Source organism: Psychrobacter immobilis, assembly GCF_904846285.1.
Lineage (GTDB): Bacteria > Pseudomonadota > Gammaproteobacteria > Pseudomonadales > Moraxellaceae > Psychrobacter > Psychrobacter immobilis_D.
In genome coordinates this window covers 1-26,158 of sequence record NZ_CAJHAD010000011.1, presented here as the reverse complement: position 1 = coordinate 26,158, position 26,158 = coordinate 1, and the positions used below count along the sequence as shown (strand labels likewise).

General features: G+C 41.5%; 20 protein-coding genes and 2 tRNA genes. 10 read left to right on the top strand and 12 right to left on the bottom strand.

Annotated features, from left to right (window positions below):
* Window positions 1-64 precede the first annotated feature (64 nt).
* Window positions 65-976, top strand: coding sequence for an acetylglutamate kinase (gene argB, locus JMX13_RS08085; protein WP_201612020.1), 912 nt, complete (start codon window positions 65-67; stop codon window positions 974-976).
* Window positions 977-1,067: 91 nt separating this feature from the next.
* Here the strand turns inward: argB and JMX13_RS08080 are convergent, their stop codons facing one another.
* The 3 genes from JMX13_RS08080 to JMX13_RS08070 form a co-directional block, all read right to left on the bottom strand.
* Window positions 1,068-1,427 carry a hypothetical protein gene (locus tag JMX13_RS08080; protein ID WP_201612019.1) on the bottom strand — a complete coding sequence of 120 codons (360 nt, stop codon included), beginning with the start codon at window positions 1,425-1,427 and terminating at the stop codon, window positions 1,068-1,070.
* A 96-nt stretch (window positions 1,428-1,523) separates the two neighbouring features.
* Complete coding sequence (locus tag JMX13_RS08075) at window positions 1,524-1,898, bottom strand: arsenate reductase (RefSeq protein ID WP_201612018.1); 375 nt, start codon at window positions 1,896-1,898, stop codon at window positions 1,524-1,526.
* Window positions 1,895-4,783 (bottom strand): pentapeptide repeat-containing protein, encoded by a 2,889-nt coding sequence (locus tag JMX13_RS08070; RefSeq protein WP_201612017.1) that lies wholly within the window; start codon window positions 4,781-4,783, stop codon window positions 1,895-1,897. Before JMX13_RS08070 ends, JMX13_RS08075 begins: the two co-directional genes overlap by 4 nt.
* 170 nt (window positions 4,784-4,953) lie before the next feature.
* Between JMX13_RS08070 and leuS the strand changes: the two genes are divergently transcribed.
* From leuS to JMX13_RS08035, 7 genes are all read left to right on the top strand, one after another.
* Window positions 4,954-7,653: a leucine--tRNA ligase gene (leuS, locus tag JMX13_RS08065; RefSeq protein WP_413786311.1), complete on the top strand. Its 2,700-nt coding sequence runs from the start codon at window positions 4,954-4,956 to the stop codon at window positions 7,651-7,653.
* A 113-nt stretch (window positions 7,654-7,766) separates the two neighbouring features.
* Window positions 7,767-8,426 carry a hypothetical protein gene (locus JMX13_RS08060; RefSeq protein ID WP_201612015.1) on the top strand — a complete coding sequence of 220 codons (660 nt, stop codon included), beginning with the start codon at window positions 7,767-7,769 and terminating at the stop codon, window positions 8,424-8,426.
* Window positions 8,427-8,558: 132 nt separating this feature from the next.
* Window positions 8,559-9,638 carry a DNA polymerase III subunit delta gene (gene holA, locus JMX13_RS08055; RefSeq protein ID WP_201612014.1) on the top strand — a complete coding sequence of 360 codons (1,080 nt, stop codon included), beginning with the start codon at window positions 8,559-8,561 and terminating at the stop codon, window positions 9,636-9,638.
* A 189-nt stretch (window positions 9,639-9,827) separates the two neighbouring features.
* Window positions 9,828-11,210, top strand: coding sequence for an efflux RND transporter periplasmic adaptor subunit (locus tag JMX13_RS08050; RefSeq protein ID WP_201612013.1), 1,383 nt, complete (start codon window positions 9,828-9,830; stop codon window positions 11,208-11,210).
* A gap of 150 nt (window positions 11,211-11,360) precedes the next feature.
* Window positions 11,361-13,355: a MacB family efflux pump subunit gene (locus JMX13_RS08045; RefSeq protein WP_201612012.1), complete on the top strand. Its 1,995-nt coding sequence runs from the start codon at window positions 11,361-11,363 to the stop codon at window positions 13,353-13,355.
* 354 nt (window positions 13,356-13,709) lie between these two features.
* Window positions 13,710-13,785: transfer RNA gene (locus JMX13_RS08040), tRNA-Lys, on the top strand.
* Between the two features lie 160 nt (window positions 13,786-13,945).
* A tRNA-Lys gene (locus JMX13_RS08035) sits at window positions 13,946-14,021 on the top strand.
* 69 nt (window positions 14,022-14,090) lie between these two features.
* Here the strand turns inward: JMX13_RS08035 and JMX13_RS08030 are convergent.
* Together JMX13_RS08030 and JMX13_RS08025 are read right to left on the bottom strand one after the other, a co-directional pair.
* A complete protein-coding gene (locus JMX13_RS08030; RefSeq protein WP_201612010.1) occupies window positions 14,091-14,873 on the bottom strand; it encodes an MBL fold metallo-hydrolase in 783 nt (260 codons plus the stop codon).
* A gap of 305 nt (window positions 14,874-15,178) precedes the next feature.
* A complete protein-coding gene (locus JMX13_RS08025) occupies window positions 15,179-17,266 on the bottom strand; it encodes a catalase (RefSeq protein WP_201612008.1) in 2,088 nt (695 codons plus the stop codon).
* A 448-nt stretch (window positions 17,267-17,714) separates the two neighbouring features.
* Between JMX13_RS08025 and JMX13_RS08020 the strand changes: the two genes are divergently transcribed.
* Both JMX13_RS08020 and ppc read left to right on the top strand, forming a co-directional pair.
* Window positions 17,715-18,536 carry a dienelactone hydrolase family protein gene (locus tag JMX13_RS08020; RefSeq protein WP_265088403.1) on the top strand — a complete coding sequence of 274 codons (822 nt, stop codon included), beginning with the start codon at window positions 17,715-17,717 and terminating at the stop codon, window positions 18,534-18,536.
* Window positions 18,537-18,656: 120 nt separating this feature from the next.
* Window positions 18,657-21,446 (top strand): phosphoenolpyruvate carboxylase, encoded by a 2,790-nt coding sequence (gene ppc, locus JMX13_RS08015; protein WP_201612006.1) that lies wholly within the window; start codon window positions 18,657-18,659, stop codon window positions 21,444-21,446.
* Window positions 21,447-21,557: 111 nt separating this feature from the next.
* On the opposite strand, the gene JMX13_RS08010 is transcribed toward ppc, so the two are convergent.
* The 7 genes from JMX13_RS08010 to JMX13_RS07980 form a co-directional block, all read right to left on the bottom strand.
* Window positions 21,558-22,211, bottom strand: a complete 654-nt coding sequence (locus JMX13_RS08010) for a DUF938 domain-containing protein (protein ID WP_201612004.1) — start codon at window positions 22,209-22,211, stop codon at window positions 21,558-21,560.
* Between the two features lie 45 nt (window positions 22,212-22,256).
* A complete protein-coding gene (locus tag JMX13_RS08005; protein WP_201612002.1) occupies window positions 22,257-22,721 on the bottom strand; it encodes a flavodoxin family protein in 465 nt (154 codons plus the stop codon).
* A 52-nt stretch (window positions 22,722-22,773) separates the two neighbouring features.
* Window positions 22,774-23,184, bottom strand: coding sequence for an OsmC family protein (locus JMX13_RS08000; RefSeq protein ID WP_201612000.1), 411 nt, complete (start codon window positions 23,182-23,184; stop codon window positions 22,774-22,776).
* A 149-nt stretch (window positions 23,185-23,333) separates the two neighbouring features.
* On the bottom strand, window positions 23,334-23,867 hold the full coding sequence (locus JMX13_RS07995; protein WP_201611998.1) for a hypothetical protein: 534 nt from the start codon (window positions 23,865-23,867) through the stop codon (window positions 23,334-23,336).
* Between the two features lie 66 nt (window positions 23,868-23,933).
* Window positions 23,934-24,593, bottom strand: a complete 660-nt coding sequence (locus tag JMX13_RS07990) for a DUF4145 domain-containing protein (protein WP_201611996.1) — start codon at window positions 24,591-24,593, stop codon at window positions 23,934-23,936.
* Between the two features lie 126 nt (window positions 24,594-24,719).
* Entirely contained in the window at window positions 24,720-25,280 is a 561-nt protein-coding gene (locus tag JMX13_RS07985) for a hypothetical protein (protein WP_201611994.1), read from the bottom strand.
* Window positions 25,281-25,361: 81 nt separating this feature from the next.
* Window positions 25,362-25,844, bottom strand: coding sequence for a hypothetical protein (locus JMX13_RS07980; protein WP_201611992.1), 483 nt, complete (start codon window positions 25,842-25,844; stop codon window positions 25,362-25,364).
* Window positions 25,845-26,158 lie beyond the last annotated feature (314 nt).

The window sequence follows — 26,158 nt, the reverse complement described above, 5'->3', positions numbered from 1 at the left end:
AGAACGCCAGAAAAAAACAGAAACCCTCAATCAACCGCTTAACCCTGTCTTTTAGGAGCTTGTCATGACGCTTAATTTGGATGAAGCCAAAATTACCGCTGAAGTATTAACCACGGCGCTGCCTTATATTCAACGCTTTGTTGATAAGCTCATTGTAGTCAAATACGGCGGCAATGCCATGACCGACCCTGCGCTCGAAAGCTCCTTTGCCCGTGATATCGTCTTATTAAAAACCGTCGGCATGCATCCCGTAGTTGTACACGGCGGTGGTCCACAAGTAGATAACTTGTTAAAAGAGCTCGGTCGTCAATCTGATCGTATCGACGGCATGCGCGTGACTGACAAAAGCACCATGGATATCGTTGAGATGGTGCTCGGCGGTAGCGTCAATAAATCTATCGTCAGCTTAATCAATAAGCACGGTGGACGCGCCATTGGTCTGACCGGTAAAGATGCTAATTTAATCCTAGCTAAAAAGTTAATGATGGAAAAAATCGGCGCTGATGGTATAGCGGTTCCCGTTGATTTGGGCTTTGTCGGTGATGTGGTCAGCGTTAATAAAGACGTGATTAATATGCTGATTGCCTCTGATTTCATTCCCGTTATCGCCCCTCTTGGTGTCGATGAAGAAGGCAATACTTATAATATCAACGCCGATTTGGTTGCGGGTAAAGTCGCAGAGTTTTTACAAGCAGAAAAGCTTATGCTACTGACCAATATCAAAGGGGTATTGGGTCGTGATGGTGAAGTCGTGACTGGATTGACGCCAAAGACAGTTGATGGTTTGATTGCAGATGGTATTATCTCGGGCGGTATGATTCCTAAGATTCAATGCGCACTTGATGCGGTACGTAGCGGCGTAAAAAGTGCGGTTATTGTCGATGGTCGCGTGCCGCATGCCACGCTGTTAGAGATTTTCACCAACGAAGGCGTCGGCACCTTGATTAGCCGTGATTTGGATTCGTCAATGAGCTAGCGAGCTGTGGTAATTTTTCATATAAAAAAGCCCGAGCTTAACATTTAAGTTTGGGCTTTTTATTTATCAAAGCTGCTTAACTTAGAAGCGTTTAATAAGCGCAAAACTCCACGTTACTATGGCTACTATTACCATACACCTTCATATGGTGATTGCCTTTGCGCTGGGTGATATAAGAGTTTTCATTTTCGTAGCGATCGCCGTTTAAGCGACCATTTGGTCCTGAGACATAAGCGACATTAATTTGGTCGTCACCGACGTTACGAATCACTAAGTTTTGATCGGACAGTAACCATAAACGAAATACTTTGCCGTTTTTAAGGTTACCACTAAAATTACCACAATAGCTGTCTTTAGCAAAGGTAATCTTGGTAGATGTGTCTGCTGCTTGTACGGTTGTAACCATCAATGGTGCAACGGCAAGCGCAGCAATCAATATTAATTTCTTCATAACCCTCTCCTCGTCCTTGAACATTATAAACTGGCAAACTTAATTCTAATAATAATTTATAATGTGCCAAACTGATAGCGTTTTTATGAGAACGGTTTATTTATAAAAAGCCGCCTCAAACTCAGCTTCATTAAAACCGCATAATAGTATCGGCTGATTGTTATCTGTCCGCTCACCTTCAACTATCGGACGCTTGATCATACTGGTGTTTTCTACCAGCAAATCTATGGCGTTATTGACGTTATTATCAGCGGCTTGCTTCTGCTCGTCAGTCAGCTTGCGCCATGTTGTTCCGCGCTTATTCAGTACTTTATCGATACCAAGCTGGTTAACCCAATGCTGTAGCGTTGCTTTATCAATGCCTTGTTTCTTATAATCATGAAAATCATAGCTGACGCCTAGCTCATCAAGTTTAGTAAAGGCTTTTTTCATCGTACTGCATGATTTGATGCCGTAGATAGTGATGGTCATTTTTCTTCCTCTAATTTCTCTTCTGATATGTATATATTTTCTAAAATAGTACCTTTTAAATTTGATCCAATGAAAATAGCATCCTCATGGTTAGTGCATTCAAAGTTCGCATTTTCAAGGTTTGCATTAGTGAAATCGGTGCCATTAAGATTAGCATTTTTAAAATTAGCACCTACGAAATTAGCATTCGTAAAATTTGCTTCATTCAAATTAGCATCCTCAAGGTTGGCAATCATGAAGTCCGCGCCTTCAGCTTGGACTTTAGTAAAATTCGTTCTTTCTAAGTTAGCACCTGAAAGACAAACATTTTTTATATTAGCACCTTTCAAGGAAGACTCTACAAGTTTTGCGTTTTCAAAATTTGCACCTTCAAAGTCTACATTTTCAAAGTTAGTAACATATAGTTTGGCATTTTTAAGACTTGCATTTTTAAATGTCGACATAAAAAAGGAGGAAAAAAGCGAGTTACCATCATCTAGTATTGTGGAGTCAAAATTACAACCTAAGAATATATTTCTTAAGTCACACTTTCTAAGATCTAAATGATTAAATTGCCCGTCAATATTATAATCTAGCCTATGTATCCAGCTATCAAAGGCTTTTTCATCATTATATTTAACGTTTTTAATTACGTCATTAGTATATCTGGCACATAGTGAATGTATTATTAACATATCAATTTCAGCTATATTGCTATATGTTAAATCCTCTTTAGAAGAGCTTAAACTAAGGTTTTTTATAGGCGATTGTCCATTTACTGACATTTGTATTAATTCGATCATTAAACTCTGATATTTTTTTACTTTTTCTAGTCCGTTCTGTTTTAACATCATTATTTTAAGCTCACCACCTATAAATCGATTTAACTCATAGGAGATATATTGGGCACCACAAATTTTTATCCATTTTTCAAATGCATACTCTACTGTCCAGCCTGAACCTGCACGACTTCTTCCACGTTCGACTTCATCTAACATTATGTCTAATTCTAGCATTATTCGCTTTGCTGTCAGATACTCACCAAAACTTTTATGAGTAAACTCAAATGTTTTATCTCCTTGACTACCATCAAACTCTCTAAAATAAAACGCCATTAGTAACCGAATAACGCCTGACTCCGCATCACCTTTAAATTCATCAAAATAGCTTGCAATATTAGCCTCTTTACATCGTTCCATAATCCTATCAATGCTAGCAGTACGACCATTTTCATGCCAAACTACTAAAGCAATTTCTTCGAGAATTCGTATAAAATTATTTTTCTCAAGATTATTTATTCCAGTATGAGTACGGCTACCTGTATATTTTCGTTCATGTACTGAATCTAGTAAATCTGCATATATCTGATTAAGGTTAGTATCTGATGTAAATTTTATATCCTGTCGTAGATAACTTAACGACAAAAGATAGTTAAGCAAAGGTTCCTTCGTTATAGGTTCTAAATGTTCAGTTGCTAGTATCTCGGGTAATCCGTCATACCCCTGACCTTTCAGCTCACCAAAACTCTGCCACCATTCGTTACGTTGATCTTTTAATAATAAATTATCAAGATCATCAAACCCATCCCTATCATCTTCGTTAATAAAATATGGTAATAAATATAAAATCGTTTTCTGCTTTTTTAATTTATTTTTTTGCTGTTGTATAGATAATTCACGACCTGTAACAATTGCTTTCCAGTTCAAACTTCTCTTTTCCCTCAACACTTCTTTCAATTCTTCTGTGAAATTGTTTGCCACCTCTTTCGAGTTGGCACCTTGCATTGACAGTTCATCCAAACCATCGAATATGAGAAGAAGATTGGATTCATTTAATAGATTCTCTTGACTTAATATATGATGATTGTCAAGAAACTGCCTAATAGCATCAGGTAGATAACCACTAATTTTAAAACGATGTAAAGGTATAAACAAAACTGGTACATCGGATTTTTCAGCTAATTCTGAAGCCAAAATTTTAGAAAACGATGATTTTCCCGAACCAGGACCACCGCTAATGATTTTTAAGCTATCGTCCATATCAGTCTTCTTAAGCCACTTACTAATTTCCTCATACAGATTACAGACTGTTTTAGTGACATTTCCACTGTTATTAAGATTAAGCACTTCACTCTTTTCCGGTTCCACACTATCTTCAGCAGCTTTACTACCATCATTACTTATTGTTTGTGTGTAATAGGCTCTTAGAGGTACATATATTTGTTTAAGTCCAAAGGCTTCTTCGAAGATACGTTCATTAACTTGTTGCTGGAGCCAGTAGCGGTATTCAGATGCCTGTCTTTGCAATCTATTTACCACGTTAAACGGTGTATCTAGCTTCTCAACTATCAGCGCATAATAGGATGGATTTGCACCCCACTCATAATGTAGTGACATCGGAAATTGAGATTTAAACTGGTAAATGAATGACTTAGTTTGAATATCATTTAATCCTAGCTGTTGTAGCCAACAAATTAGAATATGAGAGATGTCTTCTAAAAATGCTAATTTATGCGGATTGTTAAAAAAATCATTTGTTAACGTAATTTCAAGTTCATTAATTTGGTTAGTAAGTTGCTCGCTAACCGTATTCAGTTGAAAAAATTCGATGCTATTTTCAAATAAATCATTAAAGTCTTCTAATGTCTTGGCAATAGCATGAGTTAAAGAACTCACAACAAGCAACCAAGCTCGTTGCTCTACTGGTATCTCCTCCAACGAGATTGCTTTAGAGGCACCTGATAAGCCTGTAACTATGCTCGTCAATGCTCCAATAGGATTTACGGTAGCAACTTGAATTGCAGTGCCTGCTACAGTGGACGATGCTTGAATAAAAAAAGCTTTCAAATCAAATTTGACGTTACGGTTAAGTAAGCTGACTGGTTGCTTGAGAATAATTTCACTCATGTTTTATCTACTTTATAGTTGATAGGAATATCATCTGTTTATAACGATTAATCAACTATTCTCGACTATAACAACCTCACAATCAATCGCAATTTTTGCCAAATTACGCTATGCTATGGCATTGTAAAATTTTACCCAATTTATCTGTAACAACCTATTCCGAGCCAACTATGAGCAACGCCGTGACAGCAGAAACTGCTAATACTACCCATACCAATAATACTTCTATCGATAACGCCCAGTATCAGCCGCAACTTATTGAAGCGGCGCAGCAAGCCAAATGGGGAACTGACAAGCGTTTTGAAGTAAGTAACGAGCCAAGCGACAAACCAAGTCGCTATATGCTGTCGATGTTCCCTTACCCAAGCGGTAAGCTGCATATGGGTCACGTGCGTAACTATACGATCTCTGATGTACTGAGCCGTTATTATCGCCTAAAAGGCTATGAAGTCATGCAGCCAATGGGTTGGGATGGTTTTGGTCTGCCAGCTGAAAACGCCGCAATTGCCAATCAAACACCGCCTGCTGAATGGACGTTTGCTAATATTGACAGCATGCGCGCGCAGCTAAAACTGCTTGGTTTGTCTATTGACTGGTCACGTGAATTTGCCACTTGTAGCCCCGAATATTATCAGTGGGAACAGTGGTTGTTTTTACAGTTATACAAAAAAGGCTTGGTTTATAAAAAGCTTGCCACCGTCAACTGGGATCCGGTCGACAATACCGTATTAGCCAACGAACAAGTCATTGACGGTAAAGGCTGGCGTAGTGGCGCGGCGGTCGAAAAGCGCGATATTCCAATGTATTACTTTAACATCACCGATTATGCCGATGAGCTGCTTGATGATTTAGACCAGTTAGAAGGTCACTGGCCCTCTGAAGTACTGACTATGCAGCGTAACTGGATTGGTCGTAGTGCCGGTATGGAAGTTCATTTCCCTTATGAGCTGGCTGGTCAAAGCAATAGCTTAGACGTCTTTACCACTCGCCCTGATACTTTAATGGGCGTCACCTATGTCGCCGTTGCTGCCGAGCATCCATTGGCACAATATGCCGCTGAAAATGACGACGCTATTGCCCAGTTTAATGCGCTGTGCAAAAAAGGCTCAGTTGCTGAAGCGGACTTAGCCAAAGCCGAAAAAATTGGTATGGATACCGGTCTGACGGTGACCCATCCATTGACCGGCGAAGAAGTGCCTGTATGGGTTGCCAACTATGTACTGATGAGCTATGGCTCGGGCGCGGTCATGGCAGTACCAGCCCATGATGAGCGTGATTATGAGTTTGCCACTAAGTACAATTTGCCCATTAAGCAAGTGATTGATATCCCTGCTGGCTATTTTGATAACGCTGAAGAAGGCAATGACAATCGCGCTTATACCGAGCGTAACACCTTAGTGAATTCAGGCGAGTTTGATGGCCTAGATTTCGAACAAGCGTTTGAAGCCATGCTTGCTAAGCTTGAGCCGCAAGCGCTTGCGAAGAAAAAAATCCAATACCGTCTACGTGATTGGGGTGTATCTCGCCAGCGCTATTGGGGCTGCCCTATCCCAATGGTCAACTGTGAGCATTGCGGTACGGTGCCGGTCGAAGAGCAAGACTTACCAGTTATCCTACCAACTGACGTCGTCCCTGATGGTCGCGGCAATCCTTTAAAAAACATTCCAGAATTTGTAAATACCACTTGTCCTAAATGTGGCAATCCTGCTGAGCGCGAAACCGATACCTTTGATACCTTTGTTGAATCAAGCTGGTACTATGCGCGCTTTGCTAGCCCACATGATACGACCAATATGGTCAACAAGTCAGCGGCGAATAAATGGTTGCCAGTCGACCAATATATCGGCGGTGTCGAGCATGCCGTGATGCATCTGCTTTATGCACGCTTCTTCCACAAGCTAATGCGTGACGAAAACTTGGTATCAGGTGATGAGCCATTTGCCAATTTGATGACCCAAGGTATGGTGCTTGCTGGTACTTTCTACCGCGTTAATGCCGATGGCAGTACCACTTATTACTTCACTAAAGACATTGATATTGACTATAACGAGCGTGGTCAGCCAATCAAAGCCATCTTAAAATCAGATGGGCAGCCAGTGACGATTGGCAAAATCGAGAAAATGTCGAAGTCAAAAAATAATGGCGTTGATCCACAAATTACCATTGATAAATATGGTGCGGATACCGTTCGCCTTTATACCTTATTTACCGCCCCTGCCGACCAAACGCTAGAATGGTCAGACGATGCGCTCAAAGGTCCTTATAACTTTGTTAAAAAAGTATGGCGCATCGCTTCTGAGCATATCCAAGCGTTAACTGATACCAATTTAAGTCTTGAGCAGCTTAATAATGATGCCTTAAATACGGATAACTTAAGCAAAGAAGCAAAGTCATTACGCCGTAAGACGCATGAAACTATCGGCAAAATTGATAGTGATTTGGGTAAACGCTTAGCACTCAATACGCCAGTTTCTAGCTTAATGGAACTTGCCAACGAGCTGAGTAACTTTAAAGCAAACGGTGAGCAAGATCTGCAAGTACAGCATGAAGCGCTGATTGATTTATTGATTATCCTATCGGTATACGCGCCGCACATTGGTGAGCATTTGCTTGAGCAACTAGGAATGGATACCGTCACCCTGAGCTACCCAGAAGTCGATGCAAGCGCTTTAGTGCAAGACATGATTACTATGATAGTGCAGGTTAACGGTAAAATGCGCGGTAAAATGGATGTAGCACCCAATAGCGATGCTGAGGCTATTAAAGCACAGGCACGCGCGCTTGATGGCGTGGAAAAATTCCTTACTGGCGAGATTAAAAAAGAAATCGTCGTACCGAATAGACTGGTTAATATTGTGGTTGCAGGTTAGGGATAATTAAACGCGGATATTTTAGGTTTTCTTATCACAATAAGAATAGAGATTATGACGGATAAGCACTGTGCTATGCCGTCATATCAAACAACATGTAAGGGAAAAAGCACATGCCTAATAAGTCGAATAGACAGAAACTAGCGACCGCATTACTTGCATCTTTGCCAATGCTTGCCATAGTGGGTGCGACTGCTAGTCTCAGTGGTTGCGGCTTTCAGCTACGCGGCTATGATGCGCCCATGCTGTTTGATGTCGCTAAAACAGCGGTAATTATTGAAGACAATCGCGCCTCATTCCCATTGAAGTTACCACTCACAAAACGTCTACAGGCATTGGGCGTTGATGTGATTGACAATATGACCTTGGCGGATGTTGCCAGTAATAACCAAAAAATAGGTGCAGAAACCATCGCAGCAATTACGGTTAACAACGTCCGTTTTAAGCGTTATGAGTTGGTCGGTGTATTAACAGAAATTCGCTTGGTAATGTCAGCTGATGTCAGTTATCAAAGCGTAGAGGATGGCAAGCCTGTGACGCTCACTAATCCTATCCAAGTTGAGCGTAGCTATCAGTATAATGAGGCATCGGTGAGTACCGATGACCAACAGGGTGATCAAATTCGCGATTGGCTCTATGACAGCTTGGCGCGCCGTATCACTGACCAATATGTGGCAATTGCGCTGCCTAAAATCGCCCCTAACAGCGCCAAACCAGCTATGCAAAATGGCAAAGGCTCAGTATCTACTGCTGTTATCGTACCGAGTTCTTAATATTGCTATTTTTTATTTTTAAAAATTAAGTTTCTAAAGACACTTTTATTGAAGCTGCATTTATTTAAAGTACTTTTTTAGGTAAAGATAGCTTTAACCCTCATATTCATAACCTTGTGTCCTTCTTCGTCTATGCAAGATACTTTTATACAAGCTTATCCAAAACTGCTACAACCTTCCGTTGCAGTAGCAGGCTTGTGGCTGGCACACGGTGATGAGCCGTTACTCAGTCAATGGCTCATCGATGCGCTGCGACCGCATTGGCGCGCGCAGAACTATGCTATTAAACGCATCGAACTGGTGTCAGTAAAGAGTTGGCAGGAAGTGTTGTCAGAGCTTGGCAGTCAGTCTTTATTCGATGATGCGAGTGCGCTCATTGTCACGGGCAACCATAAACCTGATAAAGCAGTCATTGCCGAGCTAGAACGTTTTGCCGTCGATGCGCAAACAGGGGCGCATAGCCATAGCTTATTGTGGCTCACGCCAAAGCAAGACAAACGCGCGCAAACTAGCAAATGGTTTGTGCCATTTGCGCAATATGGTCATGTCATCGATTGTAATTTGTATAATGAGCAGCAGCGCCAACAGTTATTGCAGATACAAGCCCAGCAGTTTGGCTTAACCTTATCGCAAGAAGCTTGGCAACTGCTGATGTCACATACCGAACATCATCTGCTTAGTGCCTATCAAACCTTATGGCGGCTATCGTATTTATTTGCGCCGCAATTGATGGCAGAGGTTGATATCATAAATGCTAATTCTGCAAGCACCTCAAGCCAGCCTGTGACAGGCGTAGCATTAGATATTAATGACTTACAAGCAGCATTGGTTAGCGATGCGCAGTTTAGCGTGTTCGATTTATCTGATGCGATGCTTGCTGGCAATAGCGCCCAAGTTGCTAAAATCATTTTTCAGCTGAAAGCGACTGATGAGCCAACAACTTTGGTTTTATGGGCAATCAGTAAAGACATGCGGCAGATTATGCAGTTAATGGATGGACAAGACCCGCAAGCCCTTGGCATTTGGCGTAGCAAACAAGGCTTATATCAGCAAGCCTGTCGACGCCATTCAAAAGCACAAACTGCGACTTGGCCGGCTCTGCTTTATAAATGTGACCAAGCGATTAAGGGCTTGGTACGCCAGCCAGCATGGGAGTTATTATTACAAGCAGCGCTTAAGCTATCAGGGCAAGGTTTGTTTAAAGCACAATAATTCATTAACGATAAAACATCGATTTTTCTTATTTAACCCTCTCTGTAGGGTTATTTTTTGTCTAAAATTTAACATTTATTACCGTCGCGATTTTTCCTCTTAACGTTTCGCAAACTAATTGCCATTCCCTTTTGGGCGTCAAGCCTCTACTATAGCTACACTTGATTTAACTGTGATTGGATTGTTGTCATGCGCAAAATGAGCAAAAAGTCTGCTATCAAATGGGGCATTATTGCCCTCGTCATCATCGCTTTAGGATTTCTAGCCTACAAAACCTTGAAGCCAAAAGAAACCACACCCAACTATCTAACAGCGACCGCTGAGATTGGTGATATCGAAAATAACGTCATGGCCTCCGGTAAAGTAAAAGCGTTAAATACCGTCGATGTTGGCGCGCAGGTATCGGGTGAAGTGACGCGGCTGTTTGTTGACGTCGGTGATGAAGTCAAAAAAGGCGATTTAATTGCGCAGATTGATCAGGTGACGCAGAAGAATAATTTAAGCAATGAGCAAGCGAGCCTTGAACAAAGTGAAGCGGCGCTACAAAGCGCCCGTGCCGAGTCGCTAAGCCGTCAGGCAAGTCTAAAAAGTGCGCAAGCGGATCTTGCCAGCCGTCAAGCTGAATTGAGACAAGCACAAGCAGATTTCTCACGCTTGCAAGGCTTACTGGCTATCGATGCGATATCGCAGCAGGACTATGATACGCAAGCAACAAAGGTTGCCACCGCTCAAGCATCTGTCGCCAATGCCCGCGCTGCTATTGAGACGGCAAAAGCGGCGATTGCTACCACCGAAGCGAATATCAATAGCCAGCAAGCCGCGTTGCGCAAATCTCAAACCAACGTCAGCACCGCGCAGGAAGACTTAAGTTACACCACCATTCGTGCGCCGATGTCAGGGACGGTGGTATCGGTGACCACTGAGCAAGGTACGACGGTCAACGCCAATCAAACCGCGCCCACCATTGTGACTTTAGCCGATTTATCCACCGTGCGTATCAATGCGCAAATCTCTGAAGCTGATGTCATTAACGTTAAAGCAGGCTTGCCAGTCTATTTTAATATCATCGGTAATCCCGACCAAAAATATGATGCGACCCTCAAAGCGATTGAACCCGCTCCTGAGAAAATCAGTGATACTAGCTCTACCGATGCGGCCATTTATTATGTTGGTTATATCGAAGTACCCAATACTGAGCGCCGCTTTCGTATCGATATGACCGCGCAAGTTTATATCGTCATTAATCAAGCAAAAGACGCGCTGCTTATCCCATCTGCTGCCCTGCAGCCTGTTGGTACATCTAGAAAACCTAAGGGCTCTAAACCAGAGTCTACCACTGCAAATAAGCTGGATAGCGATTCTAGTGCAACCATGGCAACAGTGCGTGTGCTTAAAGCTGATGGTGAAGTCGTTGAACAAACCGTCAAAGTCGGTATCAATAATCGTGTCAATGCGGAAATTTTGAGCGGTCTTAAAAAAGGTGATGAGGTTATCTTAAGCGAAGAAGGACCTAATATTGGCAGTAAGGGCGGCAGAGGTGGCATGGGTGGCAGAGGCGGTCGACCGTTTTAATATGAGGTTATAGTCGTAAGATTAACGATGTTCAAGCGTTAACACTATTGAATTTTAAAAGGCTCGAAATTTAAAACTCTAAAACCTACGTTGAATCGACGATAGCAAAAAACGAGCGTTAATATTGATTTGATATAAGCAGGATAGCAAATGAGTAACCAAGACCCGACTTCTAATGCCACCGCTACGCCTTTGATGGAAGTCAAAGGACTGATTAGAGAGTTCAAAGCTGGCGAGCAGACCATTCGCGTCTTGCATGATATCAACCTGACCATCAATCAAGGCGAAATGGTGGCTATCATTGGGCAATCAGGCTCAGGAAAATCGACCTTGATGAATATCTTGGGTTGCTTAGACCAAGCGACTGCCGGCGACTATAAGATATTTGGTCAATCGGTCAGCCGCCTAGATGCGGATGAGCTGGCAAAACTACGCCGTGAGCACTTTGGTTTTATTTTTCAGCGCTATCATCTATTGGGCGACATCAATGCCCGTGACAACGTTTCTGTACCAGCAGTCTATGCTGGGATGGACGGGCAAGCACGTAATGACCGTGCCGAAAAACTATTGTCAGATTTAGGACTGGCGGACAAAGTTAATAATCGCCCAAGCCAGCTATCGGGTGGACAGCAGCAGCGTGTGTCTATCGCAAGGGCGCTGATGAATGGTGGCGATATCATCCTAGCCGATGAGCCAACAGGTGCCCTGGATAGTAAATCAGGTGAAGATGTCGTACAAATCCTCAAAGACTTAAACGCGCAAGGTCATACCATAATAATGGTCACTCATGACCCGGGGCTTGCTGCCCAAGCTGAGCGCGTGATTGAAATCAAAGACGGTTATATCATTGCCGATTATAAAAATGAATATTATCAACGCCCAGAAGCACAGCCAGCAGCTATGATAGACAAACACCGTAAAAATGCCTTTAGCAGTTTTATCGACCGTCTATTTGAAGCCTTTAAGATGTCTTTACTTGCTATGCGTGCGCATAAAATGCGCACGTTATTGACGATGTTAGGGATTATCATTGGTATTGCTTCCGTGGTATCGGTCGTCGGTTTGGGTAAAGGCTCACAAGAGCAGATACTGTCCAATATTAGCTCCTTAGGTACCAATACCATTACTGTCACTGACGGCTACCCCTACGGTGACCCTAGACGTCAGTACAACGATGATAATTTAACCCCACAAGACGCTCAAGCGGTCGCTGACCAACCCTATGTGCTCAGTGTCAGCCCGCAGCTCAATAGCAATATGAACGTGCGCTATCGTAATGTTCAAGAAGCTGCCAGTATCAGTGGCGTTGGTAAAGACTATCTCGATGTGAGCGGTGAAAAGCTGGCACTAGGTCAAGGTTTTGATGAACAGAGTATCCTGCGCCGTACCCAAGATATCATTATTGATAATAATGCCAATAAAACTTTTTTTCCTGACAATGCCAATCCGATTGGCGAGGTATTACTAATCGGTAGCGTTCCTGGGCGCGTGATTGGGGTACTAGAGCCGAACGATAGCGGCTTTAGTAGAGGCGCAGATTCGCCGACTTTATATATGCCCTACACCACTATGATGTCGCGGCTGATAGGCAGTGCCTATATTGAGAGCTTTGTTGCGCTGATTGACAACAATATCTCCTCTTCTGCCGCTGAGTCTGCCATATCTGAGCTGATGAAAAGTCGTCATGGTACCGATGATTTTCGCATACGCAACTCCGACTCCATTCGTCAGACGATTGAATCTACGACCGCTGCCATGACATTACTCATTTCATCCATTGCGATTATCTCGCTGATTGTCGGCGGTATTGGCGTCATGAACATCATGCTGGTATCAGTGACCGAGCGCACCAATGAGATTGGCGTACGTATGGCCGTCGGTGCGCGTCAAAGCGATATCATGCAGCAGTTTCTGATTGAAGCCGTTTTGGTCTGTATTTTAGGCGGACTATTGGGTATAGGCATGGCATTTGCGATTGGTGAGCTGATTAACCGTGTCGGCGGCGATAGTTTCAAAGTCATATACTCATCAACCTCTATAATCGCCGCCTTTGTCTGCTCAACGCTTATTGGGGTTGTTTTTGGCTTTTTACCGGCACGCAACGCCGCCAAGTTAGATCCAGTAGAAGCGCTTTCTAGGGATTAAAAGAATTTTGAACACAACGTTCAAGACCAACTGCTTAAAACTGACAGTCAAGAGTACGTCATTGATAGGATTTTAGCGTGTTTCGAAACTCATTAAGCCTTAAATTTAAAAAAATAGGATTAATTCACATGGATTTGCACTTTTTTCAACATTCGGGGTTGTAATTGTCATAATTATATATATAATGTGCTCTCACGTTTAGAGATACAAATAATCTAAACGGGTAAACAAGCTTATTGTCTCTTTTAATATTGATTCATGAATAGATAAAGAAATGAAGCTTTAAGAATTTTACCTAATAAGTAAGATTCTCTTGTAGAGTTAAAAAAGCAGTGCTTTTTTACATACTCTTCAGGGCCGATAGCTCAGTTGGTAGAGCAGTTGACTTTTAATCAATTGGTCCCGCGTTCGAGTCGCGGTCGGCCCACCATCTTTAGTATTATCCTTATCATGTATGCTACCCTATCCGGTAGTAGCGTAATAAGTTAGGAAGTTTAAGAAGTTCTCTTTTAGAAAGCTTCACAGAATTTACGAAAATGTAAATTCTCTTGCAGAGTTAAAAAAGCAGTGCTTTTTTTATACACTCTTCAGGGCCGATAGCTCAGTTGGTAGAGCAGTTGACTTTTAATCAATTGGTCCCGCGTTCGAGTCGCGGTCGGCCCACCATATTTAGGAAAGCCCAATCATTTAATGATTGGGCTTTTTTTTGGCCGATATTATTTAACACTTATTTCACTAAGGCGTATTCACTCTTTTGCGCGCAAACTTAACCTGTGCAAGCATGAGTTTAAAACCATGTTTCAAGGTTGTTTCTCGTGGTTCATTCGGTGTACGTTCTATTAATTTTTCAAAGTCTTCATCGCTGAGCTTAACCCTTTTATCATGTGCCAGTAATAAAGTATCTAGTTGCAGTGCTTTCACCTTGGCCAATGATGCACGGTAAGCGTCAGGCAAGGTAATTAAATAAGGCGAGACAAATCTGTTTTTGATGATTAATATCAAATCGGCGGTATACGCCTGCTTGCTTTGCGGATGCCATAAAGACAAGTCCCGATCGGTATGCCCTGGTGTCTCCAAGACGATCCAATCTTCAAAGTTTGGCACAGGGTCACCATCCTGAACGTTGACATCTGCTTTTAGAATGGGGTTGTACCAGACATTGGTAACCGACTTACCTTGTCGATTGGCCACATAATAAGTCAATCCCAAATCATTTAGATGGGCGAACCTTCCCAAAATGCCATGATACCAAGGCTTGTCAGACATAGCGGTGACGATTTGACAGCCTGTTTTTTGTTTCAAAAGTTCAGCACCTCCCGCATGATCAGGATGCATATGCGTGACCATGACTGTCTTAAGTTGCTCGACCGGACGTTTTAGATTATCGGTAATATACGCTAAAATTTTATCTACATCACATCGACATCCTGAATCTAGCAATAGCAACTTGTCAGGATAAACTGCCATATACGTTGTCTGAATATATCCCTCTATGGCAACGATATCTATTAAGCTCATAATATTCCTTTATTTTGATGTAACCTTTAGCATAGCTATTTATAAACATCATTTATATATAAAAGCGCAGCCTTTTTTCAACACGCTCTAAACAATATGATTTGTCATTATAACGCTCAGTATTGTTTTATGAGTGATATTCAGTGAACGCTTGTGGCTAAGCTTTAGTATTTAGGCGTTTATCAACCATTTATTGGCTTTTACACTTAGTTCATAAAAACAAGAAACCCAGCCCTTAAGCTGAGTTTTTTTAATCATTTAAATGAAAATAGCTAACTTTCTCGATAGATAGCTTTTATAAAGCGTTATGCCAAGTCACGCACCTTTGGCTCACGTTCCCACAAGCGAGATTTGGCATTTTCGATAAAGGTATCCAATTCCGCCAGTGGTGTGACAAAAGCATCTTTCTCGATTGGTAATTTACTTAAGATAAACTCATCGGTTGCCCCGCAATAAGCAATGGCTTTACAGTGCGCGTAGGCGTCCGTAAACCAATCAAGGATAGCGCTGTCTTCAGCCAACTTCTTTGCTTGCTCAGGCATAATGATACTGACCACCGCGTCAAACATCACTGAGGGATCACCTGCAACGCGCTCATCGGCTTGTATGCGAGTATCGTCGTCTAATATTACCTCTTTACTTGGTGCGACGATTTTTACCCGAGCGCCCTCTGCTTTCGCGGCCTCTTCAAACTTCTTAATCTCACTGTGTTTTGAGCCTTCTGCGACTAAGATACCAATTAAACGACTTTTTAGGGTTTTAGGCGTCAAGCCAATCGTTTGTAACTTCTCAGAAGTCGCCATATCTTGTATCGGCGCTGCAGGCTCTGCCACTGCTGGCAAGTCCATACCCAATGCTGTTGCGACACGTTTTGCCAAGTCTTCATCAATATTACGTAAATGCCCGAGCATACGCGTACGTACATGCGCCGTATCTACTTTGCCAAGCTCAAAGGCATATGCTGAAGCAATGTGTGCTTGCTCAGTTGGCGTTTGGCTAAGGTAGAACATGCGCGGCTGGCTATAATGGTCCGCAAAGCTTTCAGCGCGCACGCGACCTTTGACGCCATCATCTAGCTGCTCATGGAATGACTCAAAGCCTTTCTTAACACTCTCGCGTGGCCTTGTTGGATCAAGACTTTGTGGCTCATATAACACGCGAGTTTTTGGGACATGCATTTGCATATGACCATCTTGCTGATTGTTAGCAAACGGACATTTTGGCGCGTTAATTGGAATTTGCGCAAAATTCGGTGAGCCCAAACGCGACAGCTGCGTATCCAAATAACTAAATAGGCGACCTTGCAATAATGGGTCATTACTGAAGTCGATGCCCGGTGGCAGATGCGATGGGCAGAACGCCACTTGTTCCGTTTCGGCAAAGAAGTTATCCGGATAGCGATTTAACACCATTTTACCCACGATGCGTACCGGCACCGTCTCTTCTGGAATCAGTTTAGTCGCATCTAAGTGATCAAACGGAAACGCATTGGCTTGTTCTTCAGTAAATAGCTGTACGCCAAATTCCCACTCGGGATAGTCGCCATTATTAATCGATTCAAATAGATCTCGGCGATGATAATCAGGATCCGCGCCAGAGATTTTAACCGCTTCATCCCATGTGGTCGACTGTACGCCTAGTACTGGCTTCCAATGGAAGCGTACAAAGGTGCTTTTACCATCTTTATTAATAAAGCGATAGCTATGGATACCAAAGCCTTCCATCATCCCCAAACTACGAGGCAAAGCACGATCACTCATTAGCCAAATGACATTGTGCATGGTCTCAGGGCTGAGTGACACAAAATCCCAAAAGGTATCATGGGCAGAAGCCGCTTGCGGGAAGCCGCGATCAGGCTCTGGTTTAACTGCATGAACCAAGTCAGGGAATTTCATCGCATCTTGAATAAAGAAAATCGGCATATTATTACCGACAATATCCCAATTACCTTCTTCAGTATAAATTTTCACCGCAAAACCACGCACATCACGCGGTGTATCTTTTGAGCCTTTATTACCAGCAACCGTAGAAAAACGGGCAAATAACGGGGTCTGTTTGCCTGTTTCGGTTAAAATCTTAGCGGTGGTAAATTCTTCTAACGATTCGGTCAGCTCGAAATAACCATGGGCGGCACTACCACGTGCATGGACGATACGTTCTGGAATACGCTCATGGTCAAAGTGATTAATCTTTTCGCGTAAGACAAAATCTTCTAATAGCGTCGGGCCACGAGCGCCAATCTTAAGGGAGTTTTGATTGTCCGAAATGACAACGCCCTGCTGGGTTGTCATGGCTTTAGTGTCGCCATTAGCACGTTGGTGAGTTTCACCGCCATTGCCGCGTTCGGTATTCATATCTTTAGCGGGGTCGGTATGATCAATATTCTTATTCATAAAATATCCTAGCTAATGAGTAAAATGGACTGCAGACAGCCCATCAAATAGGCACTAACACAGTTTTTATATCCTTAGAGCTAGCTTTGACTTCATATGTCGTTTAATTTTCTGTGTTTAGCGCGATTATTTCTTAATAGATGAGAAAGCTTTTACACATTTACCTGTTGAGGCATTACAGCATTGATAAGCTCATCAATTATATTACTTAAAATTTGCCCTAGGTATGTCACATATATCGGTAAGCGTGTTGATATTTGGTTAAAGTAACGACCTTTAAAATATCCATCTTTTAAATCTTCAGCTTATTAATAATCGGTTGTTGTAATATAGAGATTCTTTAAGGTATGCTTTTATAAATGAAGAATTGACTCTCAATGGTAAATAAATGGACATGATTTTTAGCCACCTATTTATCGTTTTTCACAAGACAATGAGGCTATCTATTATGTTAATGAAATCGTTGACCACAGCTAATTTATTATCCTTCCCTCCATCTAAAAGCCGTTACCGTTCATTAATGCTCAGAACTTCACTGGTTTTAATGGCGCTCACTTTTAGCCAAACAGCTGCCGCCATTACCACTAAAAATGTCACTTATACGGTAGACAATCAACCCTATGAGGGCTATTACGCCAAAGCCGACAAAGCGAATGCGCCTTTTATCTTGCTCATCCATGATTGGGATGGACTAACAGACTATGAGCGCAAACGCGCTGACATGTTAGCGGCCGAAGGCTACAATGTATTGGCGGCAGACCTGTTTGGGCAAGGCATCCGTCCGACGAACATTGAGGACAATAAACGCTTAACTGGAGAATTATATAACGATCGCAGTAAAATGCGCCGCTTACTGCAAGGGGCACTGAATGCAGGACAACAACAAGGTAATAATGTCCGTGAAGGCGTTACGATGGGCTATTGTTTCGGTGGCACGGTTGCTCTAGAGCTAGCACGCTCAGGGTTCCCGCAAAAAGCATTTGTACCTTTCCATGGAGCCTTTGATATCCCAACGGGTCAAAGTTATGACAAAACGACTGGAGAGATCTTGGTATTTCACGGCTCTGCTGATGATTCTGTATCCTTAGAGAGCTTTGCTACTTTGAGCAAGACATTAGAAGCGGCAAAAGTGCCGCATGAGATGGTGACTTATAGTGGCGCGCCACATGCCTTTAGCGTGTTCGGCAGCGATAGATATAACGCTCGCGCTGATGAGCGTTCTTGGCAGCATTATTTAGACTTTTTAGCCGATAAATATAAATTACCTTAATTCATATTTAATATGAACAGCGAAAATTATTTATCACTCAGTTTAGCTTATTTATAAAAGCACTTATGAATAAAAGAAATTATGAATAAAAGCGCCTATTAAAAGGCAAGGAAGCCAGTTATGTTATTGAAGAACGACGTATTGCGTGCGCGGGTTAGATTGTTAGGCTCGTTTTTAGGTGAGGCCATTTCTCGTCAGTCTGGGGAAGAAACCTTACGTACTATCGAAACCTTGCGTAAAGGCTTTATTCAGGAGCGCCGCGAGCATAACAAAGAGAAAAAACAACAACTTATAGACCTTATCGCCTCGTTAGACAATCAAACCTTAAAAAACGTCATTCGAGCATTCTCTATTTACTTTTTCCTCGCCAATTTAACCGAAGAAAACTACTTGCGTGAGCAGCGCCGTATTATGCGTGCCGAGTCCAATCAAAGCTGGGAAGGCTCGTTTCGCCGCACCTTATTAGAATGCCGTGAGCGGCAGATCGAACCGAAGCAAATACAAGAGCTGATTGATCAGCTTAAATTTATTCCTGTGTTTACCGCCCATCCTACCGAAGCCCGTAGACGCACAACGATGAATATCTTGCAGACCCTCTATGAGCATACCGATGCCATGAGCGACTATCCCGAAGGCAGCCTTGCCTTTATGCAAGCTAAGCAAAAGACGGCAGAAACTATTGACTTGCTGTGGTCGTCAGACGAAGTTCGTAGCCGCAAACCTTTGGTTTATGATGAAATAAACAACGGCTTACACTATTTTGACGCCAGCTTATTCACCGCCATTCCCAAAGTTTATCGTAATATCAAAGAAGCTATCGTCGATATCTATCCTGAGCTAAGCGACTATCCTTTGCCAGCTTTTGTTAATTTTGGCTCTTGGATTGGCGGCGATAGAGATGGCAATCCATTCGTCACCCATGAAACCACTGAAATGGCGGTATTGATGCATGCCAATACCGTGCTACGCCATTACCAAGTGTTGGTCAGAAAATTGCGTCGTGAGCTGATTCATAGCGATACTATCGTCGATATCGCCCCAGAGATTTACGCCCGTATCAAAGACTACGGCTCGCTCGATCAAAAAGTCTTTCGCTACAATCCCGATGATTACAATAACGAGCCGTACCGCAGATTGCTGTCCATTATTATTGCCAAAATAAAAGCCACCAATCAGCATATTCAAAGCCAAGGCGCAGATAGTGAGGCTGCACAAGAGGCTTACTCAACCCCGACGGCCTTGCTAGATGATTTGCGCCTTATTCGCAAAAGCGTCAATACCCATGACAAAGCGCATGGCGAAGGCTTACTGCTTGATACTATTCGCTTGGTTAAAACCTGCGGCTTTCATTTGGCTGCGCTAGATATTCGTCAAGATTCAGGTTATCACGGCGAAGTTATTGCAGATATTTTTGCTAGCGCCTCGAATCTGCCCGACTATAAAACCCTCAGCGAAACAGAGCGCCAACAATGGCTAACCCGTTTGCTAGAAAAACCCGGAGCACCGCTGGTTTATACCGACAGCTTAAGCGCACAAACACATGAACAGCTTGCTTTAATGAATTCTGTCGCTAAACTGCGCAAACTGGTCGGCGATGATACTTTTGGTAGCTATGTAATTTCGATGACCAATAACGCCAGTCAGCTATTAGAGGTGCTGCTACTGATGCGTTTTGCAGGCTTATCGGGCATTGATAATAACGGACATTTATTTTCCGCCCTACCGGTTGCGCCGCTGTTTGAAACCATCGACGATTTAAAAAACATCGATAAAATTATGCCAATGGTGTTGGACAATCCGCTGTATCGTCAGTTACTTGAGCACTCAGGAAATCTTCAAGAGATTATGCTTGGCTACTCAGACTCCTCTAAAGACGGCGGCATTATTACCTCCGCTTGGCAGTTATATAGCGCTCAGCAAACCATCACCGATATCGCCAATCAATATAGTATCACCACTCGCCTGTTCCATGGTCGTGGTGGTTCCGTCAGTCGTGGTGGTGGCTCAACCCATCAAGCCATTGCCGCGCAACCTGCTGGCACTTTACACGGGCAAATCAAGTTCACCGAACAAGGCGAAGTGCTTTACGCCAAGTATGCCAATCCAGATACCGCCGTGTTTGAATTAACCATGGGAATCACAGGTGCGCTAAAAGCCAGCTCGTCACGATTTGTTGAGCAACCCAAACAGCTCGATAGCTATGAAGCCTTGTTTGCTGATTTGGCAGATGCTGGCGAACAGCAATATCGAGAGCTGACCGATAACACAGAAGGTTTCTATAAGTTTTATTCTGAGGCTACACCGGTACAAGAGATTTCATTGCTCAATATTGGCTCACGTCCTGCTCACCGTAAAAAAGGACTGCCGAGCAAATCGACGATTCGAGCGATACCGTGGGTATTTGGCTGGTCATTGGCGCGCTTTACCCTTCCCGCTTGGTATGGCGTGGGCAGCGCTTTAGATAGCGTCAAAAAAGACGAAGCGTTAATGAAGGAGATGAATAAAAACTGGCCTTTTTTCAATGTCTTTATCAGCAATATCGAAATGGCTTTTACCAAATCTGAGATGAATATCGCCCGCGCATACAGTCAACTGTGTGCAGATGAAAGCTTACGTGAGCAGGTGATGCAGGCAGTGATTGATGAGCATGAATTGACGCACGCAGGTCTCAACTCCTTGTTAGAGCAGGCGTCTTTACTCTCAAACCAACAAGAACTGGCTCATTCATTGGAATGGCGTAACGCCTATTTAGACCCTATTAACTATATTCAGATTGAGCTACTCAAACGTATGCGCCAGCCTGATAACGCTAGTGATGATAAATTGGAAAATAACGAGAGACTGGCTGTCGAAGATGCATTAATTCGTAGTATCAATGCCTTGGCAGCAGGCCTACGCAATACGGGTTAGCATTGATAGAGAAAGAGGAAGTTAGTTAGATAAATATTTACTCAATCAAAATCGTACCAACGCTGAGTTGATTCATGATGTTATCACACTGAATCAATTCAGCTTTTTACGTTAATAAAGTTTTTCAAATACTAATATTTGATTGTTAGATGGCATCGCATAACGCCTACTTAATATTAAATGATATGTATTTGCCAAATCTATAACGTCTTCTAAATGACGGATACCACTATTAGCATCGCGCTGCCGTAAGCTATGGTCAAACTGACGATTGCTTTCACTGCTATAACTGCCCTTTTCGTTAAAGGGTCCATAAACGATAAACTTACCATTTAAAGATAGCATGTCACCGATTAATTCAAGTAACTTACTAACCAAAGACCACGACATAATATGCAAAGTGTTGGCGGTAAATACTGCATCGTAAGGGGCAGCGACAACCTCATTTATTGGTACTGAATCACGCGATACATCAAAAGTAAGCGGCGCATATAGATTATGCGCAGGATAAGCAGCATGCCAAGCATTGATGGTGGCATGATGCGCGAACACATCACTGGTCTGCCATGTTAAATGGGCTAATCTTGGTGCAAAATAAACGCTATGTTGACCCGTCCCTGAACCAACTTCTAATACATGATGTGAATCTTTTAACTCTTGCTGTAGGACTTCCAGTATTGGCTGCTTATTATTTTCACACGCTTGAGAAAACGGTAAGGTTGCAGCGTCAAAGAAATGATTACTTGTTGAGCTGTCTTTATTCATAGCCTTTCCTGTTCTCTATTATCTTGCAATAGCGACCGCTAACCACTAATAAATACCCGCTTCTATCCCAGCTGCCAATGTCATCGCCAGCTCTTCGACTTGCTCAGTAAATACTTCTTGCCAATCACCTTGCAATATTAATGCTTCTTGAATCCATTCCCAACGCAGTCCCGTCGTAATCGTTTTCATAGCAAGCTTAGTGCCCGTACCATCATGTCCTGCGCGAATATATAAGGCAAATGGCATGCCCTGCTTCTTCTCTAACACAGGGTAGTAACAGCGATCAAAAAAGTCTTTGGTCAGTCCTGCCATATAGGACAAATTCTCAGTTGTTCCTAATAATAGCGCATCGGCTGCCAGCACATCTTCAGGCTGCGTATCTTGGGGAGATTTTAGTATGACATTAATATCTAACTCAGGATGATTGGCACCGTTATAAGCAGCTTGTGCCAATTTTTTGGTATTGTGAGACGGTGCATGAGCAACGATAAGTAAGGTTTTGGTAGCCATATTAATCACCCTTATAGAGGTTATTAACTTTTGGATTTAGTATTTCTTAGAATCAATAACTCTTAGAATCAATAGTCACTTTTTGAATAATATCGGGATGGATACTTTTCGCAACCGGACAGGTAAGCGCAGTGTTATAAAATATTTTTTGCGTTTTATCATCTAACTGCTGATTAAAAGTAATCGCAACATGTACTTCACTAACGCGTCTTGGATCAGCAGCCATTACTTTGGCTACGTCAGCGGTAGTGCCTGCAATATCAATATCCATATCGCGTGCTTTAATACCAATAATCGTCAACATACAACTGGCTAAACTCGTCGCTAATAAATCCGTTGGCGAAAACGCTTCGCCTTTACCTTGATTATCAACTGGTGCATCAGTAATAATTTCATTGTTTGACTGCAAGTGAATGGCAATGGTGCGCAGGTCGCCTTGATAAGTTACTTTTGAGGTTGTCATTCTTCTGCTCTTTAATGATTATTGATTTCGGGTTAATATTATTCAAAAAAATTTAAACAGACCTGTTATAGACAATAAGTACTTTAGATTCATTAATCAACATACATGACTTTAAGCTTAAATTTTTTTATTACTATTTTGATGACTAGTTATAAGGTTGCACCTTTTAGAGCCCAAACGATAACATTATCTTTCTCTAATTGAAATTGACGACCTAATTTAAAATTGGGACACATGAAGAAAACAAATTTTAATTTAGCATCAGATTGTAATACTTTGTTTATATCTTTCTTAAGCTTTTGATTGCTTGTTGGCGCTACTGCAGCAAACACTTCAGCAGCTAGTTCACCACACTCAGATTCGATGTCAGAGCCTGGAGCAGTTCCAAGATTAAGTCTAAATGGAGCTAATTCTGGGTATTCAATAAATAGAACTTCCAATGCATAAAATGATGCTAGATAGGTGAAAGACTGGTTAATCTGCTCGATCATATTGAGTTCACGGTTAGAGTTTAAAGGATCAAAACCTATACCACCGAACTTCATTTTTGAAAAGAGCGTTTGTGAAGAATTTGAGGTAATCTCAGAGCTAATCTGCGATAAAGTATTATCCATTGATTCGTATAGTTTTTGCTCAAGTTGTTTGAGCTCTTCGATATCTTTTACTACGAAAGATTTGAGCATACATCTCCATTAGAATATAACACTTCATTAAATTTTCAGCAAAGAATTGAAATTAATTATTATTAATCAAGCTAAATAAATAGCTAAAAACTGTTCAATATCTCTTATCATTATTGTTACATCATCATCAGAAAACTCTTCAGGTTTTCCATGTGCAGCACTGTTTCTTATGTCCGCTAGAGCAGTAATCCTTTTTTGTTGAAGCTTATTATAAATTCCCGCTTTGGCGAGGTCAGCATTCATTTTATCTAACTTTCCTAAGGCTAAATTATTTTGAAGGCATATATCTCGAAGTGTTGTTTCTAACACAACACCAGCAATGACTGCTGCTGCTAGTTTATAACCACTGGATAGCAACTCTTGAGCTTGTTCAAGTTCACTATCAAAAACTTCTGCTTGTATTAGATTTTTTAGCGAAGTTAAATAACCATTTTTGTAGTCATCCATTGCTGCTATAAATACAGACTTCATTCTCTTAAATGCATTCCACTGAGTTTCATAACTACGTAACTTTTCTGCCTCTATAAATTCTTCATAGTGTTGTGAGTCTTTGCCACACGTAGTAACTAGCAGGCTTTTAGATTTTACCTTCCAAGTTAAAGTTTTCTCGTTATCTATAACATCAATAGTTCCACCAAGCTGACTATTCTGTTTTCCATGTGTTGCTTCAATTTGTTTTATCTCATCGAATAATTGATCAAATCTGTCGGATAATTTTTGAATCATTTATATAATCCCTTATCACTAAAGTAGAATAACAGTCGCAGATTGCAATAATAAAAGCTCACTAGAGTCATAATACAATTCAGACACACAGAATTTCAAAACTGTATGTAACTATTGAAGTATATCTCATTGCGCATTTCTGATATGTTTCGCGAGATCTGAAGCAAGTATTACATACGATCTTGCATCATCTTCACTAAGTTCGAGATCCTGTGCATGTGCTGCTTTATTTCGCAGCTGCCTTAATTTGTTGAATACTGTAAGTTGGTTTTCATCTATGACATTACATTGAAGCAAATACTCTCCAAGTTTTGGCATATTTTTGAATGCATTATTTGCTGGCTGTCCCCAAAATGAGCTAGCAACAGCAATGCTTGAGGACTCAACTTCTAACCAAGCTTCCATTATTGCAGCACGGGTCGAATAAGATACTAAGTTTAGAAGGTTAGATGAAGTAGATGTAATAGATGGAGCTTCTTCGCCTTTTTCTTCTGCTATAGCCTCAACTTCAGCTTTTAATTCAGAAACTTCTTGTGCAAACTCTAATTCAATATCTTTATACTTTAATCGACGCAATAAAGGAAAAACTTCAATAATAGGTCTACGAAGTAAAAAAACCAAAGTTACGATTGCTAGAGGCCATGCTAAAGCTTTTATTATTTCAGATATGAATGTAAAAATGTCCATTTAACCTCGATATCTTCTTATTTTATTTTTATTAAAAATTTGCGATAGTAATCCATAATATCTTTTAACTTTGGGAATCTTTTATTCTGCTTCTATAAGTGCTAATTCAATAGGATTCCCACTTTTTGTAATTTTAAAATTAAGAGATTCTAATCCTTTTATAGCCCAAGATGACTTTTTATAACAGCGAGCATAAATTCTATTATTTGAATAAGTTGAAACAGCTTCAGTTACTAAATTATTAAAGCAACCGTGTCTCCTGGATTTTTTCAATGTACCAGCTAAGTAAATTTCAACTTCGTTTGGTTCTATAGAACATACTAAGAAAGAAACTGGATTTCCATCTATCTCAGCTATAGTCAAATTCATCCGTAAAAATACTGGAGCTTGAATACTTCCTCTTAATTTCATCACTTGAACACCACCATTCGCAACAATATTTTGTAAAAGCTCCTTAGCTTGATCTTTTACTGTTGATAAATAGTGTCCATCGTTAGCTCCCTCAATTAATAACTTAGTGATCCATATAATATCCTGATAAGTTCCAGACCTTATGATCATCATTTTTTCTCTCTATTGATAAGATATTGAATTAAGTATGGCGATTTGTACCACTAAAGATCAATTATTAACTTTTAAAATATACTTTAAAACTACAGATTAATAATATTAAACGCTTGTTGATAGTAACATAGCTTAAAAAAATTGGATACGATGGTATCGGTAAGTTTATAGATACAGAATAATATGATCACGCACAAAGAAAACCCCCTTCGCTTTCGCGAAGGGGGTTTAGCTTTAAGAATAGAGAGCTGACGATGACCTACTCTCACATGGCCGGAGCCACACTACCATTGGCGCGATGATGTTTCACTTCT

Excerpts from the sequence above, each read along its gene's own strand:
- argB (WP_201612020.1), top strand. The coding sequence starts at position 65 with ATGACGCTTAATTTGGATGAAGCCAAAATTACCGCTGAAGTATTAACC.
- JMX13_RS08080 (WP_201612019.1), bottom strand. The coding sequence starts at position 1,427 with ATGAAGAAATTAATATTGATTGCTGCGCTTGCCGTTGCACCATTGATG.
- JMX13_RS08075 (WP_201612018.1), bottom strand. The coding sequence starts at position 1,898 with ATGACCATCACTATCTACGGCATCAAATCATGCAGTACGATGAAAAAA.
- JMX13_RS08070 (WP_201612017.1), bottom strand. The coding sequence starts at position 4,783 with ATGAGTGAAATTATTCTCAAGCAACCAGTCAGCTTACTTAACCGTAAC.
- leuS (WP_413786311.1), top strand. The coding sequence starts at position 4,954 with ATGAGCAACGCCGTGACAGCAGAAACTGCTAATACTACCCATACCAAT.
- JMX13_RS08060 (WP_201612015.1), top strand. The coding sequence starts at position 7,767 with ATGCCTAATAAGTCGAATAGACAGAAACTAGCGACCGCATTACTTGCA.
- holA (WP_201612014.1), top strand. The coding sequence starts at position 8,559 with ATGCAAGATACTTTTATACAAGCTTATCCAAAACTGCTACAACCTTCC.
- JMX13_RS08050 (WP_201612013.1), top strand. The coding sequence starts at position 9,828 with ATGCGCAAAATGAGCAAAAAGTCTGCTATCAAATGGGGCATTATTGCC.
- JMX13_RS08045 (WP_201612012.1), top strand. The coding sequence starts at position 11,361 with ATGAGTAACCAAGACCCGACTTCTAATGCCACCGCTACGCCTTTGATG.
- JMX13_RS08030 (WP_201612010.1), bottom strand. The coding sequence starts at position 14,873 with ATGAGCTTAATAGATATCGTTGCCATAGAGGGATATATTCAGACAACG.
- JMX13_RS08025 (WP_201612008.1), bottom strand. The coding sequence starts at position 17,266 with ATGAATAAGAATATTGATCATACCGACCCCGCTAAAGATATGAATACC.
- JMX13_RS08020 (WP_265088403.1), top strand. The coding sequence starts at position 17,715 with ATGTTAATGAAATCGTTGACCACAGCTAATTTATTATCCTTCCCTCCA.
- ppc (WP_201612006.1), top strand. The coding sequence starts at position 18,657 with ATGTTATTGAAGAACGACGTATTGCGTGCGCGGGTTAGATTGTTAGGC.
- JMX13_RS08010 (WP_201612004.1), bottom strand. The coding sequence starts at position 22,211 with ATGAATAAAGACAGCTCAACAAGTAATCATTTCTTTGACGCTGCAACC.
- JMX13_RS08005 (WP_201612002.1), bottom strand. The coding sequence starts at position 22,721 with ATGGCTACCAAAACCTTACTTATCGTTGCTCATGCACCGTCTCACAAT.
- JMX13_RS08000 (WP_201612000.1), bottom strand. The coding sequence starts at position 23,184 with ATGACAACCTCAAAAGTAACTTATCAAGGCGACCTGCGCACCATTGCC.
- JMX13_RS07995 (WP_201611998.1), bottom strand. The coding sequence starts at position 23,867 with ATGCTCAAATCTTTCGTAGTAAAAGATATCGAAGAGCTCAAACAACTT.
- JMX13_RS07990 (WP_201611996.1), bottom strand. The coding sequence starts at position 24,593 with ATGATTCAAAAATTATCCGACAGATTTGATCAATTATTCGATGAGATA.
- JMX13_RS07985 (WP_201611994.1), bottom strand. The coding sequence starts at position 25,280 with ATGGACATTTTTACATTCATATCTGAAATAATAAAAGCTTTAGCATGG.
- JMX13_RS07980 (WP_201611992.1), bottom strand. The coding sequence starts at position 25,844 with ATGATGATCATAAGGTCTGGAACTTATCAGGATATTATATGGATCACT.